The 19,070-nt window shown below is 71.6% G+C and carries 18 protein-coding genes; all 18 read right to left on the bottom strand.

Going from position 1 to position 19,070, the window contains the following annotated elements; genetic code table 11:
* Positions 1–346: 346 nt before the first annotated feature.
* A complete protein-coding gene (gene tyrS, locus EDF18_RS15460; protein ID WP_123548729.1) occupies positions 347–1,657 on the bottom strand; it encodes a tyrosine--tRNA ligase in 1,311 nt (436 codons plus the stop codon).
* A 12-nt stretch (positions 1,658–1,669) separates the two neighbouring features.
* Positions 1,670–2,275 (bottom strand): DNA-3-methyladenine glycosylase, encoded by a 606-nt coding sequence (locus tag EDF18_RS15455; RefSeq protein WP_123548728.1) that lies wholly within the window; start codon positions 2,273–2,275, stop codon positions 1,670–1,672.
* Between the two features lie 5 nt (positions 2,276–2,280).
* A complete protein-coding gene (locus EDF18_RS16725) occupies positions 2,281–2,406 on the bottom strand; it encodes a hypothetical protein (RefSeq protein WP_255416206.1) in 126 nt (41 codons plus the stop codon).
* Positions 2,403–3,854, bottom strand: coding sequence for an argininosuccinate lyase (argH, locus tag EDF18_RS15450; RefSeq protein WP_123548727.1), 1,452 nt, complete (start codon positions 3,852–3,854; stop codon positions 2,403–2,405). The genes EDF18_RS16725 and argH overlap by 4 nt, the downstream gene beginning before the upstream one ends.
* Positions 3,854–5,053, bottom strand: a complete 1,200-nt coding sequence (locus tag EDF18_RS15445) for an argininosuccinate synthase (RefSeq protein ID WP_123548726.1) — start codon at positions 5,051–5,053, stop codon at positions 3,854–3,856. Before EDF18_RS15445 ends, argH begins: the two co-directional genes overlap by 1 nt.
* Before the next feature lie 108 nt (positions 5,054–5,161).
* Positions 5,162–6,082: an ornithine carbamoyltransferase gene (gene argF, locus EDF18_RS15440; RefSeq protein WP_123548725.1), complete on the bottom strand. Its 921-nt coding sequence runs from the start codon at positions 6,080–6,082 to the stop codon at positions 5,162–5,164.
* Positions 6,079–7,296: an acetylornithine transaminase gene (locus tag EDF18_RS15435; RefSeq protein ID WP_255416205.1), complete on the bottom strand. Its 1,218-nt coding sequence runs from the start codon at positions 7,294–7,296 to the stop codon at positions 6,079–6,081. The genes argF and EDF18_RS15435 overlap by 4 nt, the downstream gene beginning before the upstream one ends.
* Complete coding sequence (gene argB, locus EDF18_RS15430; protein WP_123548724.1) at positions 7,293–8,291, bottom strand: acetylglutamate kinase; 999 nt, start codon at positions 8,289–8,291, stop codon at positions 7,293–7,295. Before argB ends, EDF18_RS15435 begins: the two co-directional genes overlap by 4 nt.
* Complete coding sequence (argJ, locus tag EDF18_RS15425; protein WP_123548723.1) at positions 8,291–9,448, bottom strand: bifunctional glutamate N-acetyltransferase/amino-acid acetyltransferase ArgJ; 1,158 nt, start codon at positions 9,446–9,448, stop codon at positions 8,291–8,293. Before argJ ends, argB begins: the two co-directional genes overlap by 1 nt.
* Positions 9,445–10,494: an N-acetyl-gamma-glutamyl-phosphate reductase gene (gene argC / locus EDF18_RS15420; RefSeq protein WP_123548722.1), complete on the bottom strand. Its 1,050-nt coding sequence runs from the start codon at positions 10,492–10,494 to the stop codon at positions 9,445–9,447. Before argC ends, argJ begins: the two co-directional genes overlap by 4 nt.
* A 57-nt stretch (positions 10,495–10,551) precedes the next feature.
* Entirely contained in the window at positions 10,552–13,056 is a 2,505-nt protein-coding gene (pheT, locus tag EDF18_RS15415; RefSeq protein ID WP_123548721.1) for a phenylalanine--tRNA ligase subunit beta, read from the bottom strand.
* Entirely contained in the window at positions 13,056–14,096 is a 1,041-nt protein-coding gene (gene pheS, locus EDF18_RS15410; protein WP_123548720.1) for a phenylalanine--tRNA ligase subunit alpha, read from the bottom strand. The genes pheT and pheS overlap by 1 nt, the downstream gene beginning before the upstream one ends.
* Before the next feature lie 115 nt (positions 14,097–14,211).
* Positions 14,212–15,156 carry an amino acid ABC transporter permease gene (locus EDF18_RS15405; protein ID WP_123548719.1) on the bottom strand — a complete coding sequence of 315 codons (945 nt, stop codon included), beginning with the start codon at positions 15,154–15,156 and terminating at the stop codon, positions 14,212–14,214.
* Positions 15,153–15,818 (bottom strand): amino acid ABC transporter permease, encoded by a 666-nt coding sequence (locus tag EDF18_RS15400; RefSeq protein WP_123548746.1) that lies wholly within the window; start codon positions 15,816–15,818, stop codon positions 15,153–15,155. The genes EDF18_RS15405 and EDF18_RS15400 overlap by 4 nt, the downstream gene beginning before the upstream one ends.
* 102 nt (positions 15,819–15,920) lie before the next feature.
* Positions 15,921–16,799 (bottom strand): glutamate ABC transporter substrate-binding protein, encoded by an 879-nt coding sequence (locus tag EDF18_RS15395; RefSeq protein WP_123548718.1) that lies wholly within the window; start codon positions 16,797–16,799, stop codon positions 15,921–15,923.
* A 125-nt stretch (positions 16,800–16,924) separates the two neighbouring features.
* Positions 16,925–17,662 (bottom strand): amino acid ABC transporter ATP-binding protein, encoded by a 738-nt coding sequence (locus EDF18_RS15390; protein ID WP_123548717.1) that lies wholly within the window; start codon positions 17,660–17,662, stop codon positions 16,925–16,927.
* A gap of 82 nt (positions 17,663–17,744) precedes the next feature.
* Entirely contained in the window at positions 17,745–18,557 is an 813-nt protein-coding gene (locus EDF18_RS15385) for an RNA methyltransferase (protein ID WP_123548745.1), read from the bottom strand.
* A 108-nt stretch (positions 18,558–18,665) separates the two neighbouring features.
* The gene (rplT, locus tag EDF18_RS15380) at positions 18,666–19,058 is read right to left on the bottom strand and encodes a 50S ribosomal protein L20 (RefSeq protein ID WP_123548716.1); all 393 of its coding nucleotides are present in this window, start codon (positions 19,056–19,058) and stop codon (positions 18,666–18,668) included.
* Between the last annotated feature and the right edge of the window lie 12 nt (positions 19,059–19,070).

Raw genomic sequence — 19,070 nt, 5'->3', positions numbered from 1 at the left:
TCCGAGGCCAGCTAGCAGAACCAGCAGCAACTCGAGGACTTGGAGGTCAATGTCATCTGGTGGCCGGTGAAGCTTCGCTCCGCCGCACCTCCGTGGTGACAAGAGGAAACATTACAGGCACACCAGGCACATCGTCCAAACCCTGCCGCATCCCGGGCGTGTCGCAACGTCGAACTCCGGAAAATCAAGGGTGCGGGCCCTGATCGGCCGCCAGAGGGCCGCACACGGCCTCCAGGGGCACGATCAGCGACGCGACTGGACTCGCGAAACGCGCCTCTCGATCACCGCATGCACGAAGGCCCGCCCCTGAGAGGGGCGGGCCTTCGTCGTCACGGAGCAGGGCGGGTCAGCGGACCGTCACGCCGGCCAGGGTCTTCTTGCCGCGACGCAGCACGACGGTGCCGCCGGCCAGGGTGGACTCCCCCACCGGAGCATCGGCGTCGACCACGCGGACGTTGTTCAGGTAGACCCCGCCCTCGCCGGTGCTCCGGCGGGCGGCACCCAGAGATGCCGACAACCCGGTGGCCACCAGTGCCTGCGCCACCGTGGTGGTCGAGTCCGCCTCCGCGGACGGGAGCTCGGCGACCGCGCTGCGGAGGGTGTCCTCGTCCAGGACACCGAGGTCGCCCTGGCCGAAGAGAGCGGCGGCCGCGTCGATCGCCGACTGCGTGGCGGCCTCGCCGTGGACCAGTCGGGTGACCTCCCACGCGAGCGTGCGCTGCGCCTCCCGCCGGAACGGCTCGTCGGCCACCGCTCGCTCGAGCGACTCGATCGCCGCTCGGTCGAGGAACGTGAACACCCGCAGCCGGGACACGACATCGGAATCGTCGGTGTTGAGCCAGAACTGGTACATCGCGTAAGGGCTCGTCAGCTCGGGGTCGAGCCAGACGGCGTTGCCCTCGCTCTTGCCGAACTTGGTGCCGTCGCTGTTGGTGATCAACGGGGTCCCGATGGCGTGCACCGCGACTCCCTCGGTGCGACGGATCAGCTCGGTGCCGCTGGTGAGGTTGCCCCACTGGTCGCTGCCCCCCGTCTGCAGCACGCACTCGTGCTGGCGGTAGAGCTCACGGAAGTCGAGGCCCTGCAGGATCTGGTAGCTGAACTCGGTGTAGCTGATGCCGGCGTCCGAGTTCAGGCGGGCGCTCACCGCGTCCTTCTTGAGCATCGTGCCCACCCGGAAGTTCTTGCCGATGTCACGGAGGAACTCGATCGCCGACAGGGGCGCCGTCCAGTCGAGGTTGTTCACGACCCGGAGGCCGTTCTCCCCCTCGGCTGCGAGGAACTTCTCGACGTGCACGCGGATCCGCGTCACCCACTCGGCGGTCTGCTCGGGTGTCTTCAGGGTGCGCTCGGCCGTCGGACGCGGGTCGCCGATCAGGCCGGTCGAACCGCCGACGAGCCCGAGCGGCCGGTGTCCGGCCAGCTGAAGGCGACGCATCAGCAGCAGCTGCACGAGGTTGCCGAGGTGCAGGCTCGGCGCGGTCGGGTCGAAGCCGCAGTAGTACGTGATCGGCGGGCCGGCGAGCACGGACTTCAGCGCCTCGGCGTCGGTCGAGACGTGGACCAGGCCGCGCCACTGCAGCTCGTCCCAGACGTCGTCGAACGTGGGGTCGTTGGCCTGGCCGGCGAGGACGTCGGCCGTGGTTTCGCTGCTCACCCGAGAACGGTATCAGCGTGCGGACGTGCCGCCGCCGCGCCGGACCGCGGGCCGCCAGGCCGAGACCGACGGCTCGCCCGCGAGCGTGAACCGCCACGGGAACTCGTCGGTCCCGGCGCGGCCGGAGACCCCGACGCGCGGACCGGCGACGACCTCGCCGACGGGCCCGGCCGGCAGCTCGAGGGAGAACCGCCCGGTGCCCAGGGTGCTGCCGTCGTCGTCGAGACCGATGTCGAGTGCCGACCCGAGCCTCCCGGGTCCCTTCGCCAGCTCGGCGTCGTTCCGGGCGGATGCCCGGCGCGACCGAGCGACGTCGAGACCGTCGACGACCTCGCCCGCGCGGAGCAGCAGCCCCGAGGCGTAGCCCTCGGGGCCGCAGACGATGTTGACGCACCGGTGGATCCCGTAGGACAGGTACACGTAGAGGGTCCCGCCCTCGCGGAACATGCTCGAGTTCCGCGGCGTCGGCCCGCGGTGCGCGTGCGACCCGGGATCCTGCCCCTGGCCGTGGTACGCCTCGACCTCCGTGAGCCTGACCGCCACCTCCCCGACCCGGAACACCGAGCCGAGGAGGAGCGGGCCCACCTCGAGGGCCGGCCGCGTCAGCAGCCGGGCCACCTCGTTCAGAAGAACCGCTGGCCCGAGGCGGTCGCGATCACGACGACCGCGACGAGGACGACGACGCACACCGCGACGACCGCGGGCAGCAGCCAGGCACGCGGGGTCCGCGGTCGACGCGGCTCGGTCACGCCGAGACCGGGTCGAGGTCGCGGACCAGGTGCGCGACGCGCTCGGTCAGCTCGGCCAGCTGCTCGGCGACGCGCTCGGGAGCCGTCCCGCCGACGCCCTGCCTGCTGCCGATCGAGCCGCGCACGGTCAGGACCGCACGGATCTCGGGGGTGAGGTGCGACGACACCTCGGCGTACTGCGCGTCGGTCGGCTCGTCGAGCTCAAGCCCGTGCTGCTCGCAGAACCGAACCAGCTCGCCGCTGATCTCGTGGGCGTCACGGAACGTCACTCCCTGGCGGACGAGCCACTCGGCCACGTCCGTCGCGAGCGAGAAGCCCTGCGGCGCGAGCTCGGCCATGCGGGCCTCGTCGAACTCGAGCGTGGCGATCATGCCCGTGAACGCAGGCAGCAGCACCTCGAGCTGGGTGACCGAGTCGAACACCGGCTCCTTGTCCTCCTGCAGGTCGCGGTTGTACGCGAGCGGGAGGCCCTTGAGCGTCGCCAGGAGGCCCGTGAGGTTGCCGATCAGCCGCCCCGACTTGCCCCGGGCGAGCTCGGCGATGTCCGGGTTCTTCTTCTGGGGCATGATCGACGACCCGGTCGAGAACGAGTCGTGCAGCTTCACGAAGCCGAACTCCCGCGTCGACCACAGGATCACTTCCTCGGCGAGGCGCGACAGGTCGATGCCGATCGAGGCCGCCACGAAGGCGAACTCGGCCACGACGTCGCGGCTGGCCGTCGCGTCGATGCTGTTCTCGGTGGTGCGCTCGAAGCCGAGCTCGGTCGCGACGAGCATCGGGTCGAGGCCGAGCGAACTGCCCGCCAGGGCGCCGGCGCCGTAGGGCGACGCCGACGCACGACGCGACCAGTCGCGCAGGCGCTCGAGGTCGCGGACCAGGGGCCAGGCGTGGGCGAGGAGGTGGTGCGCGAGCAGGACGGGCTGCGCGTGCTGCAGGTGCGTGCGCCCGGGCATCACGGCATCGGGATGAGCCGAGGCCTGCGAGGCGATCGCGTCGACGAGCCCGACCACGAGACGGCCGATCGCCGCACCGTGGTCACGCAGGTAGAGACGCACGAGCGTGGCGATCTGGTCGTTGCGGCTGCGGCCCGCGCGGAGCTTGCCGCCGAGCTCGGCGCCGGCGATGCCGATCAGGCCGCGCTCGAGCGCCGAGTGCACGTCCTCGTCGGACTCCGCCGCCACGAACGAGCCGTCGGCGACGTCGCCCTCGAGCTGGTCGAGGGCGGCGACCATGGCGTCGAGCTCAGCGCCGTCGAGGTACCCCGCGGCCGCGAGGGCACGGGCGTGCGCCCGTGACCCCGCGATGTCGTACGGCGCGAGCTGCCAGTCGAACTGCGTCGACTTGCTCAAGGCAGCGAGCTCGGGGGCGGGGCCGGAGGCGAAGCGGCCTCCCCACAGGGCGCCCGCCTCCCCCGCCCGCTGGTTCTGGCCCGGGGTCGCGTCGGCCACTACTGCTGCGCCAGGTCGCGACGCGCCGAGATCTTGCTCGGCAGCGACCAGATCTCGATGAAGCCCTTGGACAGCGACTGGTCGAACGTGTCGCCCGTGTCGTAGGTCGCGAGGTCGAAGTCGTACAGGCTCTGGTCGCTCCGCTGGCCGGTGACGACCGCGCGGCCACCCTGCAGCTTGAGGCGGATCTCGCCCGAGACGTACTTCTGCGTGTCGTCGATGAAGACGTCGAGCGAGCGCTTCAGGCCCGAGAACCACAGGCCGTCGTAGACGAGGTTGGACCACTCGGCCTCGACGCCGCGCTTGTAGCGACCGAGGTCGCGCTCGATCGTGAGCGCCTCGAGCGCCTCGTGCGCCTGGATCAGCGCCACGGCACCCGGAGCCTCGTAGACCTCGCGGCTCTTGATGCCGACGAGACGGTCTTCGACGACGTCGATGCGGCCGACGCCGTGCGCGCCCGCGAGCTCGTTCATCTTCTGCACGATGCCGAGCGGCGTGTACGAGACGCCGTCGATCGCGGTGGGCACGCCGGCCTGGAAGGTGATGACGACCTCGTCGGCGTCCTTGATGACCGAAGGATCCTGCGTGTACTCGTACAGGTCTTCGATCGGCGGGTTCCACGGGTCCTCGAGGAAGCCCGTCTCGACCGCGCGGCCCCAGACGTTCTTGTCGATCGAGTAGGGGTTCGCCGCGCTCTGGCGGATCGGCAGCGAGTGCTTCTCGGCGTAGATGATCGCCTTGTCGCGGGTGAGGGCGAGGTCGCGGACGGGCGCGATGCTCGTCAGGTCGGGCGCGAGCGCGGCCACGGCCGCCTCGAAACGGACCTGGTCGTTGCCCTTGCCGGTGCAGCCGTGCGCGACGCTGTCGGCGCCGAGCTCCTTCGCGACACGGGCGAGGTGGCGCGCGATCAGCGGGCGGCTGAGGGCCGAGACCAGCGGGTAGGTCTTCTGGTACATCGCGTTGGCCTTGAGGGCGGGCATCAGGTAGTCGCGCCCGAACTCCTCCTTGGCGTCGACGACGACCGACTCGACGGCACCGCAGTCGAGGGCACGCTGACGGATGTCGTCCATGTCCTCGCCGCCCTGTCCGACGTCGACGGCGAGGGCGACCACCTCCTTGCCGGTCGCGTCAGCGAGCCAGCCGATGCCGACGGAGGTGTCGAGACCTCCGGAGTATGCGAGGACGACGCGTTCCGCCATGGTTCTCCTTGAGTGTGGTGTGTGGGTGATCTTATCGGGAGGCCGCCCGGCCTCGTGGCCGGGCGGCCGGTGCTGCGAGCTCCGTGCTGCTGGCTCGCCGCTGCTGCCTCAGTGCGAGAGCAGCCAGGTGAGGAGCGCCTTCTGGGCGTGGACGCGGTTCTCCGCTTCATCCCAGATGACGCTGGTCGGGCCGTCGATGACGTCGGCGTCGACCTCGTACCCGCGGTCGGCGGGGAGGCAGTGCAGGAAGATCGCGTCGTCGGCCGCCTGCGCCATGAGCGCCTGGTCGACCTTGAAGCCGCCGAAGACGGCGACGCGCTCGTCCTTCTCGTCCTCCTTGCCCATGGAGACCCAGGTGTCGGTGACGACGACGTCGACGCCCGCGACCGCGGCCGCGGCGTCGTCGACGACCTGGACGGATCCGCCGGTCGTCGCGGCGATCGCGGCCGCGTCGTCGACGACGTGCTGCTCGGGCTGGAAGCCCGCCGGCGAGCCGATGCGGACGTGCATGCCGGCGGTGGCGCCGGCCAGCAGGTACGACTGGCCCATGTTGCTCCGGCCGTCGCCGACGAAGGCGACGGAGAGGCCCGCGAGCGTGCCCTTCGCCTCGCGGATGGTCTGCAGGTCGGCCAGCAGCTGGCAGGGGTGGAAGTCGTCGCTGAGCGCGTTGACGACCGGGACGGTCGTGCCGGCCGCCATCTCCTCCAGGCCGGACTGGGCGTAGGTGCGCCAGACGATCGCCGCGACCATGCGCTCGAGGACGCGTGCGGTGTCGGACGGCGTCTCCTTGCCGCCCAGCTGGCTGTTCGCGGTCGCTATCACGAGCGGGCTGCCGCCGAGGTCGGCGATGCCGACCGCGAACGAGACCCGGGTGCGGGTGGACGACTTGTCGAAGATCACGGCGACCGTCTGCGGGCCCTCGAGGGGTCGCTGCGACCAGCGGTCGCGCTTGAGGGCGTCGGCGAGGTCGAGGACCTCGAGCTGCTCAGCGGGGCTGAGGTCGTCGTCGCGGAGGAAGTGGCGGGTCATTCGAGACCTTTCAGGACGCGGGAGAAGAGGGCGGAGAACTCGGCGATCTCGGCGTCGCCCACGATGAGCGGAGGAGCGAGACGGATGCTGGAGTCGTTGGGGGCGTTCACGATCAGGCCTGCCTCGAGGCACCGCGCCGAGATCTCGGCGGCGATCGGCTGGGTCAGGCCGATGCCGATCAGCAGGCCCTGCCCGCGGACGCCGGCGACGAGCGGCGAGTCCATCGCCTCGACGGCGGCACGGATCTGGGCGCCTCGGACCACGGCGGCCTCGACGAGGCCGGCACGCTCGATCTCGCCGAGGACCGCGTCTGCAGCAGCCGTGGCCAGCGGGTTCCCGCCGAACGTGCTGCCGTGCTGGCCGGCCTCGAACAGGTCGGAGGCGGCGCCGAAGGTGACGAGCGCGCCGATGGGCACTCCCCCGGCGATACCCTTGGCGACGGTGATCGCGTCGGGCACGACGTCGAACTGCTGGAAGGCGAACCAGGAGCCGGTGCGGCCGATGCCCGTCTGGATCTCGTCGAGGACGAGGAGCGCTCCGTGCTCGCGGGTCAGCTCACGGGCCCTCTCGAGGAACCCGACGGGGAGGTCGAGCACGCCGGCCTCGCCCTTGATCGGCTCGACGAAGAGAGCCGCGACGTCGTCTCCCATCGCGGCCTCGATCGCCTCGAGCATCGTGTCGATGTGCTCGACGCCCGCCACCATCGGCTCGAAGGGACCGCGGAGCGCGGGCTTGCCGGTGAGGGCGAGTGCGCCCATGGTGCGGCCGTGGAACGAGTTCTGCAGGGCGAGGATCCGCGTGCGGCGTCCGTCGCCGCGGTTGAGCCGTGCCAGCTTGAACGCGGCCTCGTTGGCCTCGGCCCCGCTGTTCGCGAAGTAGACGCGACCCTGGTCGCCCGCGCCGCTGAGGCGGAGGAGGCGCTCGGCCAGGGCCAGCTGAGGCTCGGTCGCGAAGTAGTTCGAGACGTGGACGAGCGCGCCGGCCTGTCGGGCGATCGCCTCGACGAGCACGGGGTGCGCGTGGCCGAGGGCGTTGACGGCGATGCCGGCGAGGAAGTCGAGGTAGCGCTTGCCGTCGACGTCCCATACAGCGCAGCCCTCGCCGCGCTCGAGCATCACCTTCGGGGTGGCCAGCGAGCGCATGAACGCGTCGCCGAACCGGCTCTGCCAGTCGCGGCGCTCGTCGTGTCCGGCTGGGGTCTGGGTGGTGGTCACGACTGTCCTTCCTGCGGGGTGCTGACGTCGCCGACCGGGGTGATCGGGAACGAGTCGACGACGGGTGCGCCGTAGGCGGCGGCCCTGTCGTCGGGGACGACCTCGGTGCCCGACCCGCGCTGGGTGAAGACCTCGAGGAGGATGGAGTGCGGGATGCGGCCGTCGATGATGGTCGCTCCCCCGACGCCGCCGACGACCGCGTCGAGGCAGGCCGTCATCTTGGGGATCATGCCCGACTCGAGCGTCGGGAGCATGTCGGTGAGCGCCGACACGGTGATGGCGGCGACCAGCGAGTCACGGTTCGGCCAGTCGGAGTAGAGGCCCGAGACGTCGGTGAGCACGACGAGCTTGGTCGCCCGGAGCGCCACGGCGAGCGCGGCGGCCGCGGCGTCGGCGTTCACGTTCAGCAGCGACCCCTCGTCGCCTTCGTCGACGGCGAGCGACGACACGACCGGGATGCGTCCTGCCTCGATCTCGGCGAGCACCGACGACGGGTCGACGTCGACGACGTCGCCCACGTGCCCGAGGTCGACGGCCTCGCCGTCGACGACGGTGCCGCGGCGACGACCGCGGAACAGCGTCGATCCCTCGCCGGACACGCTGCGGGCCAGGTCGCCGTGCTCGTTGACGAGCCCGACGATCTGCTGCGCGACGTCCCCGGCCAGGACGTCACGGACGACGGCGATGGCCTCGGTGCTCGTGTAGCGGTACCCGCCGCGGAAGTCGCTCGGGATGCCCGCGGTCGCGAGGGCCGCGGAGATCTGCGGACCGCCTCCGTGGACGACCACCGGGTACAGGCCGGCCAGCCGCAGGTAGACCATGTCCTCGGCGAAGGCACGGCCGAGCGCCTCGTCGACCATCGCGTTCCCGCCGAACTTCACGACCACGACCTTGCCGGAGAAGCGCTTGAGCCAGGGCAGCGACTCGATCAGGGTCGCGGCCTTGACGGCCGCGAGCTCCTGCTCGGCGCTGTGGGTCACCTCGTGTGCGCCCATCAGCTGGAGTACGCGCTGTTCTCGTGCACGTAGTCGTGCGTGAGGTCGTTCGTGAGGATCGTCGCCTCGGCGTCGCCGGCGCGCAGGTCGACCAGCACGTGGACAGCCCGCGGGGTGAGGTCGACGGTCTCGCTCGGGACGTCGGGCGCTCCCGCGTGGCAGACCCGGACGCCGTTCATCGACACGTCGACGTCGTAGGGGTCGAAGGCGGCCGACGTGGTGCCGATGGCGGCGAGCACGCGGCCCCAGTTGGGGTCGTTGCCGAACACGGCGGCCTTGAAGAGGCTGTTCCGGGCGACGGAGCGGCCCACCTCGACCGCGTCGTCCTCGTCGACGGCACCGACCACCTCGATGCGGATGTCGTGGGAGGCGCCCTCGGCGTCCGCCTGCAGCTGGCGAGCCAGGTCGGCGCAGAGCTCGGTGACCGCCGTCGTGAACTCGTCCGCCGACGGTGCCACGCCGGACTCGGCACTCGACAGGAGGACGACCGTGTCGTTGGTCGACATGCAGCCGTCGGAGTCGAGGCGGTCGAAGGTGACCCGCGTGGCCGCGCGGAGCGAGGCGTCGAGCGTCTCCGCCGGGAGGTCGGCGTCGGTCGTCAGGACGACGAGCATGGTCGCCAGGCCCGGCGCGAGCATGCCCGCGCCCTTGGCCATGCCGCCGACCACCCAGCCGTCACCGGCGACGACGGCCTGCTTCGGCACGCTGTCGGTCGTCATGATCGCGAGGGCGGCGTCCTCGCCGCCCTCGGCGCTCAGCTGGGTCGCCGCAGCGCGGGACCCGGAGAGCACCTTGTCGCGGAAGACCTGGTCGCCGACGCCGATCAGGCCGGTGGAGCACACGACGACGTCGCCCGCCGAGACGCCGAGCGACTCGGCGACGGCCTCGGCCGTGGCGTGCGTGGTCTGGAAGCCGAACGGGCCGGTGAAGCAGTTGGCGCCTCCCGAGTTCAGGACGACCGCCTCCGCGACACCGTCGCCCACCACCTGCTGCGACCAGAGGACGGGGTGGGCCTTGGCGCGGTTGCTGGTGAAGACGGCCGCGGCGGCCTTGCTGCGGCCGGTGTTGACGACCAGGGCGACGTCGCGTGCCCCGGTGCTCTTGAGGCCGGCGACGACGCCGGCGGCGGTGAAGCCCTGTGCTGCGGTGACGCTCACGGTGCCACTCCGTCCGTGCTGAGGCCCGTGGTCTCCGGGAGTCCGAGGGCGATGTTGGCGGACTGGACGGCCGCGCCGGCCGTGCCCTTGACGAGGTTGTCGATGGCGCTGACGACGACGACGCGCTCGGCGGCCTCGTCGACGGCGAGGCCGATGAGGGCCGTGTTCGCCCCGACCGTGTCGGCCGTGCGGGGGAAGACGCCTTCGGGCAGGACGTGGACGAAGGGCTCGTCCGCGTAGGCCTGCTCCCAGGCGGTGCGGACGTCGTGGGCGCCGACCCCGGGGGCGAGCGTCGCCGTCGTGGTCGCCAGGATGCCCCGCGACATCGGGACGAGCACGGGGGTGAACGAGATCCTGACGTCTTGCGCGCCGGCGAGCCGGAGGTTCTGCTGGATCTCGGGCACGTGGCGGTGCGTGCCGCCGACGCCGTAGGCCGAGGCTGAGCCCATCAGCTCGCTGGCGAGGAGGTGCGGCGCGAGCGCCTTGCCGGCTCCCGACGGGCCGACGGCCAGGACCGAGACGATGTCGGTCGCCTCGACCAGCCCGGCACGGACTCCCGGGGCGAGGCCGAGGGTCACGGCCGTGACGTTGCAGCCGGGCACCGCGATGCGGCGTGCCCCGCGCAGGGCGTCGCGCTGACGCCCGCCGGACGCGCCGAGCAGGAGCTCGGGCAGTCCGTACGCCCACGCGCCGTGGTACTCGGTGCCGTAGAACCGGGCCCAGGCGTCCTCGTCGGTGAGACGGTGGTCGGCCCCGCAGTCGACGACGAGGACGTCGTCGGGCAGCTGCGCCGCGATCGCACCGGACTTGCCGTGCGGGAGGGCGAGGAAGACGACGTCGTGCCCGGCGAGGGTCTCGGCCGTCGTCTCGACGAGCGTGAGGTGCGCGAGGGAGCGCAGGTGGGGCTGCAGGGCGACGAGGGGCTGCCCGGCGTTCTGGAACGCCGTGACGGTCGTGACCTCGAAGTCGGGGTGCGCGGCGAGGAGCCGGAGGAGCTCGCCGCCGGCGTACCCGCTGGCGCCCGCTACTGCTACGGAGTGAGGCATGTGTCCATCCTGATGGTCGAGTCGGTCGAGGATCGAGGGCGGCGGCGCCTCGCGAGGTCACTCGCGGAGCGTCGCCCCTGATCGCTCGCCGGCGAGGCGGACGGCCCCCTGCTTGGCCTCGGTCGCCTCGGCGGCCGTCAGCGTGCGGTCGTCGGCGCGGAACCGCAGCGCGAACGTCAACGACTTGGTCGCCTCCGGCAGGCCGGTGCCCCGGTAGTCGTCGACGAGCCGCACGGACTCGAGCAGCTCGCCGGCGCCCTCGCGGACGGTCTCGAGCAGGTCTCCCGCAGCGACGTCGACGCCCACGACGAGCGAGAGGTCTTGCGTCGCGGCCGGGTAGGACGAGATCGCCGTCGGCTGGACGGGGACGTCGGACAGCGCGAGGACACGGTCGAGGTCGATCTCTGCGACCGCGACGACGCGCGGCAGGTCGAGCTCGGCCGACACCGTGGGCAGCAGCTCGCCGGCCACGCCGACGACCTCGCCTGCGACGAGGACCTCGGCCGTGCGCCCGGGGTGCAGCGACGGGTGCCGGCCCGTGCGGAACACGGCCTCGGACCCGGCGGCGCGGACGGCGACCCGGAGGTCGTCGAGCACGTCGGCCAGGCCGGCGACGACGGCCGGCTGGCCCGGCTGGCGCTCGATCGCGTCTCCGACGACAGCCACGGCCAGGTGCCGCGGCTGGGCGGGAAGACTGGCGGCCAGCTGGCCGAGGAGCTCGTCACCGGGACGCTGGGCACCGGCGGGCACCTCGGCGGTGCCGTAGGTCGTGCCCTCGACCGGCAGGAAGACCGTGCCGCTCTCGAAGACCGAGACGTCGACCAGCCCACGGGAGGTGTTCCGGCGGACGACATCGAGCAGGCCGGGGAGCAGCGAGCGACGCAGCTGGGGTGCTGCGGAGTCGAGCGGGTTCGCGAGCGTGACGGCAGGGACCGTCGAGCCTGTGTCCGAGCCGTCGATCGAGCCGAAGGCGGCGTTCTGGTCGGGACGGACGAAGGGGTAGGCCTGGACCTCCACCGATCCCGCGGCGGCCAGCGACGCCGCGACCCGGCGACGGAGCTTCTGCTCGCGGGACAGGCCGCGCCCGGGAGGCGCCACGGGCAGCACGGACGGGATGCGGTCGTACCCGGTGATGCGGGCGACCTCTTCGACGAGGTCGGCCGACGTCCGGAGATCGCTCCGCCACGTCGGCGGGGTCACCTGCCACCCCTCGCCCGACTCGACGACGACGCAGCCGACGGCACGCAGGGCGCCCACGACCTCGTCGGTCGTGTAGTCGACGCCCATGAGGCGGGCGGCGCGCTCGCGCGGCAGCTCGATCGCCCCGGGCGCGAGGGACTCGTCGAGGGAGGAGCCGAGCGGGTCGGCCGTGCCGCCCGCGAGCTCGACGAGCAGGTCGACGACCCGCTGTGCCGCGGGGGCGGACACGGCAGGGTCGACGCCGCGCTCGAAGCGACGGGACGCCTCGCTCGGCAGCTTGTGCCGGCGAGCGGTCCGCGCGATCGACACGGGGTCGAACGTGGCGGCCTCGACGAGCACGTCGGTGGTGCCCGCGCCCATCTCGGTGCGCGAGCCGCCCATGACACCGGCCAGGCCCACGGCGCCCTGCTCGTCCGCGATGACCAGGTCCTCGACGTGGAGGGCACGCACGGTGCCGTCGAGGGTCTCGAGCTCCTCGCCCGCCGCGGCGCGGCGGACCGTCAGCCCGCCCTGGACCGCGGCGAGGTCGTAGCCGTGGATCGGCTGGCCGAGCTCGAGCATCACGTAGTTCGTGACGTCGACCGGCAGCGAGATCGAGCGGACGCCAGCGAGGCGCAGGCGGGACGACATCCAGGTCGGCGTGGGCCGCGAGGCGTCGATGCCGCGGACCACCCGGGTCACGAAGGTGGCCACGGCCTGTCGGCCGCGCACGGGGGCGTCGTCGACGACGCTCACGGCGAAGCCGTCCGCCGCCGCAGGCTCGACCGTGCCGGCCGGGTCGGTGAAGGAGGCGCCCGTCGCGTGGGAGTACTCGCGAGCCACGCCGCGCATGCTGAGCGCGTAGCCACGGTCGGGCGTGACGTTGATCTCGACGGCGGCCTCGTCGAGGCCGAGGAGCGCGATGGCGTCCGTGCCGACCTCGGGGTCGAGGCCGAGCGAGCTGAGCAGGAGGATGCCGTCGTGCTCGTCGCCGAGGCCGAGCTCACGGGTCGACGCGATCATGCCGTCGGACACGTGGCCGTAGGTCTTGCGCGCGGCGATCGGGAACGGCCCGGGCAGCACGGCGCCCGGCAGGGACACGACGACCTTGTCGCCCACGACGAAGTTGTGGGCACCGCAGACGATGCCCCGGACGTCGTCGGGGCCGACGGCGACCTGGCACCAGTTGATCGTCTTGCCGTTCTTCTGCGGCTCGGGCTGCAGCTCGAGCACCTGGCCCACGACGAGGGGGCCCGTCACGTCGCCGACGTGGACGTCTTCTTCTTCGAAGCCGACCGACACCAGCGCGGCGTGCACGTGCTCGAGCGACACGTCGACGGGGAGGTCGACGTGCTCGCCGAGCCAACTCAGCGGAACCCGCATCAGACCACCATCCCGAACTGCTCGCTGAACCTGACGTCGCCCTCGACCATGTCGCGCATGTCGTTGAGGTCGTTGCGGAACTGGAGGGTCCGCTCGATGCCCATGCCGAAGGCGAAGCCCTGGTGCACCTCGGGGTCGATGCCCGCGGCCCGGAGGACGTTCGGGTTGACCATGCCGCAGCCGCCCCACTCGACCCAGCGCGCGCCGCCCTTGGCGTTCGGCTGCCAGACGTCCATCTCGGCACTCGGCTCGGTGAAGGGGAAGTAGTTGGGCCGGAGCCGGATCTGCGCGCCCGGCCCGAACATCGAGCGCGCCAGGTGCTCGAGCGTGCCGCGCAGGTGCGCCATCGTGAGGCCGCGGTCGATGGCGATGCCCTCGATCTGCGTGAAGACGGGGGTGTGCGTCGCGTCGAGCTCGTCGGTGCGGAAGACGCGGCCGGTGGCGACGTTGTAGACGGGCAGCTCCTTCGCGAGGAGCGTGCGGATCTGCACGGGTGACGTGTGCGTGCGCAGCACGAGGTGCGCGTCGACCGGGTCGACGAAGAACGTATCTTGCATGGCGCGCGCCGGGTGGTCGGCGTCGAAGTTCAGCGCGTCGAAGTTGAACCACTCGTGCTCGAGCTCGGGCCCTTCGCTGACCTCCCAGCCCATGCCGACGAACAGGTCGAGCATCTCTTCCTGCAGGAGGGCGAGCGGGTGTCGCGCGCCGGCCCGACGACGCGTAGGCAGGGCCGTGACGTCGACAGCCTCATCGACGAGGCGCTGGGATTCTTCGAGCTCGGCGAGCTGGGCCTCACGAGCGGCCACCGCCTGGCCGACACGGCCGCGGGCGCCACCGACGAGCTTGCCCGCCGCGGCCTTCTGGTCGTTCGGCAGGTCGCGGAGACCGGCGTTCATGCGTGCCAGGACCGACGCCTCGCCGGCGTGCTGGGCACGGGCCGCCTTGAGCTCGGCGACGGAGGCGGCGGTCGCGACGGCGGCGAGGGCCGCGTCGACCGCGGCCGAGACGGCCTCTTCGGAGATGGGGACGGAGTCTGACACGAGAACCAAGCTTAGCGATCGTTGGGGTGACGACCCGCGCCTCCTCGTGCCCTGGGGACGAGGAGGCGCGGATCGCGGATCCGGGGAGGAGCGGTCGGTGCGGTGGTGCGGCAGGTCAGCGACCGCCGCCGCCGCCTCCGCCGGCCGCGCCGGTCGTCGCGGGGATGTTCGGGCGGCCGGCGCGGGCGAGCAGACCGGGGCCGCCGAGACCGCCTCCCCCGCCCTTCGTCCGGACGACGCCGCGGCGGCCGGTGCGCCGGTCGACGACGCGCACCACGTACGAGAAGACGAGGTTCGTGATCAGGTAGACCACGAGGACCACGGCGAACAGGGTGAACGTGTAGGTGCTGCCGTAGGACGTGCCGAGCCGGTTCAGCCCCTGCCGGGTCAACTCGACGTAGCCGACGATGTAGCCGAGCGAGGTGTCCTTCAGGAGGACGACCAGCTGCGCCAGGATGATCGGCAGCATCTGGCGGAACGCCTGCGGGAACTCGATCGCGAAGCGCGTCTGCACCGGCGAGAGGCCGATGGCGAGCCCCGCCTCGCGCTGGCCCCGCGGCAGGGCGGCGATGCCCGAGCGCAGGGCCTCGCCGATGAGGGCGCCGTTGTAGACCGCGAGAGCTGCCACCACGGCCCAGAAGGCGCCCGTCGAGAAGACCAGCAGGATGAAGAGCATCATCAGCAGCACGGGCATGCCGCGGAAGAACTCGAGGACGACCGTGGTCGGCACCCGGACCCAGGCGGTCCGTGCGGTGCGGAGGAACGAGAACAGCACTCCGATGGCGACCGCGAGCACGGACGCGACGGCGGCTGCCTGGACCGTCGCCAGCCAGCCGCGGCCGATGTTCCGCCAGAGGTTGCGGTCGAGCAGGATGTCCCAGCGCGAGGGGTCGAGCACGCTGGCGGTGACGGCGCCGTTGGCGCTGACACGCGGGCGGCCCAGCAGGTACGCGACGTAGGCGACGAGCGCGAGCACCAGGACCACGCCCACCACCGAGATGATGCGCGAGGTGCGGCGGGACTTCGGGCCCGGGGCGTCGTAGAGGACGTTCGTGCTCATCGCAGGACCGCGACCTTCTTCTCGACGAGGGCCGCGACGCGACCCAGGGTGATGGTGACGACCAGGTAGAACACGGCCACCGACAGCAGCGTCGTGATGACCGCGTCGCCGCGGGAGTTCGCGATGAAGCGCCCCGCGGCGAACAGCTCGGCGACGAAGAACCCGCCCGCGACCGAGGTGTTCTTCGTCAGGGCGATGATCACGTTGATCAGGGGCGGGATGACCATGCGGATGGCCTGCGGCATGATCACGAGCGTCAGGGTCTGGCCGAAGCCGAGGCCGATGCTGCGGGCGGCCTCGGCCTGCCCCACCGGGACGCCGTTCACGCCGGAGCGGACGGCCTCGGCCACGAAGGGCGAGGTGTACAGCGTCAGGCCGATCACCGCGAGCGGGAAGTAGCCGATCCCGACGCCGAGGTACGGGAGCACGAAGGCGCAGAAGAAGAGGACGAGCGTCAGCGGGACGTTGCGGATCGCCTCGGTGTAGACCGTCGCGAAGACCCGGAACGAGCCCACGGGCGAGATCCGCATGGCGGCCACGACGAAGCCGATGACGATCGCGCCGACGCCCGACAAGACGAGGAGCTGCAGCGTCGTGACGAAGCCGCCCCAGAATCGGGGCCAGTTGTCGATCACGGCGTCGAAGCCGGGGATGACGTCCAGGGGGTTCACAAGGGTGTCCTCAGTTCAGGGCGGCTGCCCACACGGGCAGGAGGCGGTGGCGGGCACCGTGCGCAGGTCGCGACACGGTGCCCGCCGGTGTCGCTAGTAGCGGTCGATCGCCGGGGGCTCGGGGGTCTCGAGCACCTTGCCGGCCGTCGCCTCCCACAGCTCGTCCCAGGTGCCGTCGTCCTCGGCGTCCTGCAGCGTGTCGTTGACGAACATGCGGAAGTCGGTGTCGTCCAGCGCGAGGCCGATACCGTAGGGCTCCTCGGTGAACGGCGCTCCGACGACCTCGAACTCGCCCTCGTTCTGGTCGGCGAGGCCGGCCAGGATGACGTTGTCGGTCGTCACGGCCTGGACCGCGCCCGTGCGGAGCGGCTCGAGGCAGTTCGAGTAGGTGTCGGTCGCGATGATGTCGGTCGGCGCGCTGACGTACTCGGCGATGTTCGCCTCGCTGGTCGAGCCGCTGACGGTGCAGACCTTCTTGCCTGCGAGGTCGTCGACGCTCTCGATGCCGTCGGGGTTGCCCTCGAGCACCAGCAGGTCCTGGCCGGCCTGGTAGTAAGGCCCGGCGAACGAGACGACCTCTTTACGGGCGTCGTTGATCGTGTAGGTGGCGATGACGAGGTCGACGTCGCCGTTCTGGATGAACGGCTCGCGGTTGGCGGAGACCGTCTCGACCCACGTGATGCCGCTGGCGGGGATGCCCAGCTTGGCGGCGACGAGCTTGCCGATCTCGGCGTCGAAGCCCTGGGGCGTGCCCGAGCCGTCGTCCAGGCCGAAGAGCGGCTGGTCGAACTTGGTGCCGATGGTGATCTCGCCGGCCTCGGCCAGACGAGCCATCGTGGTGCCGTCCTGGAAGTCCGCGACCTCCTCGACGTCGACCGAGCTCTCGGGGGCGGCCGAGTCCGTGCAGGCCGAGAGGCCGAGCACCGTCACGGCCGCTGCGGCTACGGCGACGAATCCCTTGCTGAGTCGCATGTCGTTCTCCTTGCTGGGTGACCCGGCCGACGGTCGACGTCCGGGAGTCTGGGGGCGCCTCCTCGTCCGGGCGGGCAGCCGGGACGGGGGCACGAGGAGGCGCGTCGCGAGCGAGGCGCCCGGGCTCAGTGCGTGAGGATCTTCGACAGGAAGTCGCGCGCGCGGTCGGACTTCGGCGCCGTGAAGAACTCCTCGGGCGTCGACTCCTCGACGATCTGGCCCTCGGCCATGAACACGACGCGGTCGGCGGCCTTGCGGGCGAAGCCCATCTCGTGGGTGACGACGACCATGGTCATGCCGTCCTTCGCGAGTTGCACCATGACGTCGAGCACCTCGGTGATCATCTCGGGGTCGAGCGCGCTCGTGGGCTCATCGAGGAGCATCACCTTCGGGTCCATCGCGAGGGCACGGGCGATGGCGACGCGCTGCTGCTGGCCGCCCGAGAGCTGCGAGGGCATCTTCGACGCCTGGTCGCCGACGCCGACGCGGTCGAGGAGCTCCATGGCGCGCTTCTCGGCCTCGGCCTTGGAGCGGCCTCGCACCTTGATCTGGCCGAGGGTGACGTTCTCGAGCACCGTCTTGTGGGCGAAGAGGTTGAAGCTCTGGAACACCATGCCGACGTCGGCACGCAGCTTCGCCAGCGCGGCGCCCTCGTCGGGCAGCTGAGTGCCGTCGATCGAGATGACGCCGTCGTCGATCGTCTCGAGGCGGTTGATCGCCCGACAGAGAGTCGACTTGCCCGAGCCGCTCGGGCCGATCACCACGACGACCTCGCCACGCCCGACCGTGGTCGTGACGTCCTTGAGGACGTGCAGCTGACCGAAGTGCTTGTTGACGTGGTCGACCACGACGAGGGGTTCCATGGGTCCACACAAACAGACGCCCGGAAGGGGGTCAAACTCACAGCTGATTCGTAACGCAACCGAAACGAGCCGTCCGGTCGACCTACGAGCGGTGGGCGAAGGCGCTCTCGTAGAGGCAGACGGAGGCGGCGGTCGCCAGGTTCATCGACTCGGCGTGCCCGTAGATGGGCACCACGACGGCGCGGTCGGCCCGCGCGAGGTCGTCGTCGGTGAGCCCGCGCGCCTCGTTCCCGAAGAGCCAGGCCGTCGGCGCGTCGAGGACGCCGTCGCGCCGCGCCTGCAGCAGGTCGTCGCCCTTGACGTCGGCGGCGATCACCTGGATGCCGGCCTCGGCGCAGCGCGCCACGACGCTCGCGAGGTCGATGCCGACGGCGACGGGCACGTGGAAGAGGGAGCCGGTCGTGGCCCGGACGACCTTCGGGTTGTAGAGGTCGACGCTGCGACCGGTCATCACGACGGCGTCGGCCCCGGCCGCGTCGGCGGCACGGATGATCGTGCCGGCGTTGCCCGGGTCGCGCACCTCCTCGAGGATGGCGATGAGCTTCGGCCCGCCGTCGTCGCCCTCGGCGAAGATGTCCTTGACCGACGTCGGGAACTGGCGGCAGACGGCCACGACGCCCTGCGGGGTCACGGTGTCGGCCATCGCGTCGAGCACGGCCTCCGTGACGAACTCGGCCTCGAGGCCCGCCTCGCCGGCCGCGTCGGCCAGCCCGGGGTGCCGCTCGAGCGCGGTCGGGGTGACGTAGAGCTCGAGGACCAGCTCGGGACGGAACGCGAGGGCCTCGGACACCGCCTGCGGCCCCTCCAGCAGGAACAGCCCCGTCTCGGTACGGGCGTCCCGCTTGGACAGCTTCGCCACCGCCCGGACTCGTGGCGAACGGGGGTTGTCGATCAGAGGGGTGCGCACGCGACAACTATGCCGCACCCGGCCCGGGGAACGACGGAGGGCCCGGACAGCTGGTGCTGTCCGGGCCCTCCGGAGGTGGTGCTGACGCCGTCGTGACTACGCGGCAGCCGTGACCTTGGGGGCCGAGGTGTCGGCAGGCAGCGCGGCCTTCGCCGTCGCGACGATCGACGCGAAGGTGGCGGGCTCGTGCACGGCCAGCTCGGCGAGGATGCGACGGTCGACCTCGATGCCGGCCAGGGACAGGCCCTGGATGAGGCGGTTGTAGGTCAGGCCGTTCTGACGCGACGCAGCGTTGATGCGCTGGATCCACAGGCGGCGGAACTCGCCCTTGCGCGCACGGCGGTCACGGTACGAGTAGACGAGGGAGTGGGTGACCTGCTCCTTGGCCTTGCGGTACAGGCGCGAACGCTGACCGCGGTAGCCCTCGGCGCGCTCGAGGATGACGCGACGCTTCTTGGCGGCGTTGACCGCTCTCTTGACTCTTGCCATTTTCTTGTTCCT

The sequence above is a fragment of the Frigoribacterium sp. PhB107 genome (genome assembly GCF_003751515.1).
In the GTDB taxonomy this organism is placed as follows: domain Bacteria; phylum Actinomycetota; class Actinomycetes; order Actinomycetales; family Microbacteriaceae; genus Frigoribacterium.
Note: the sequence above shows the minus strand (reverse complement) of the source record. Positions and strands in the feature narration are given on the sequence as shown.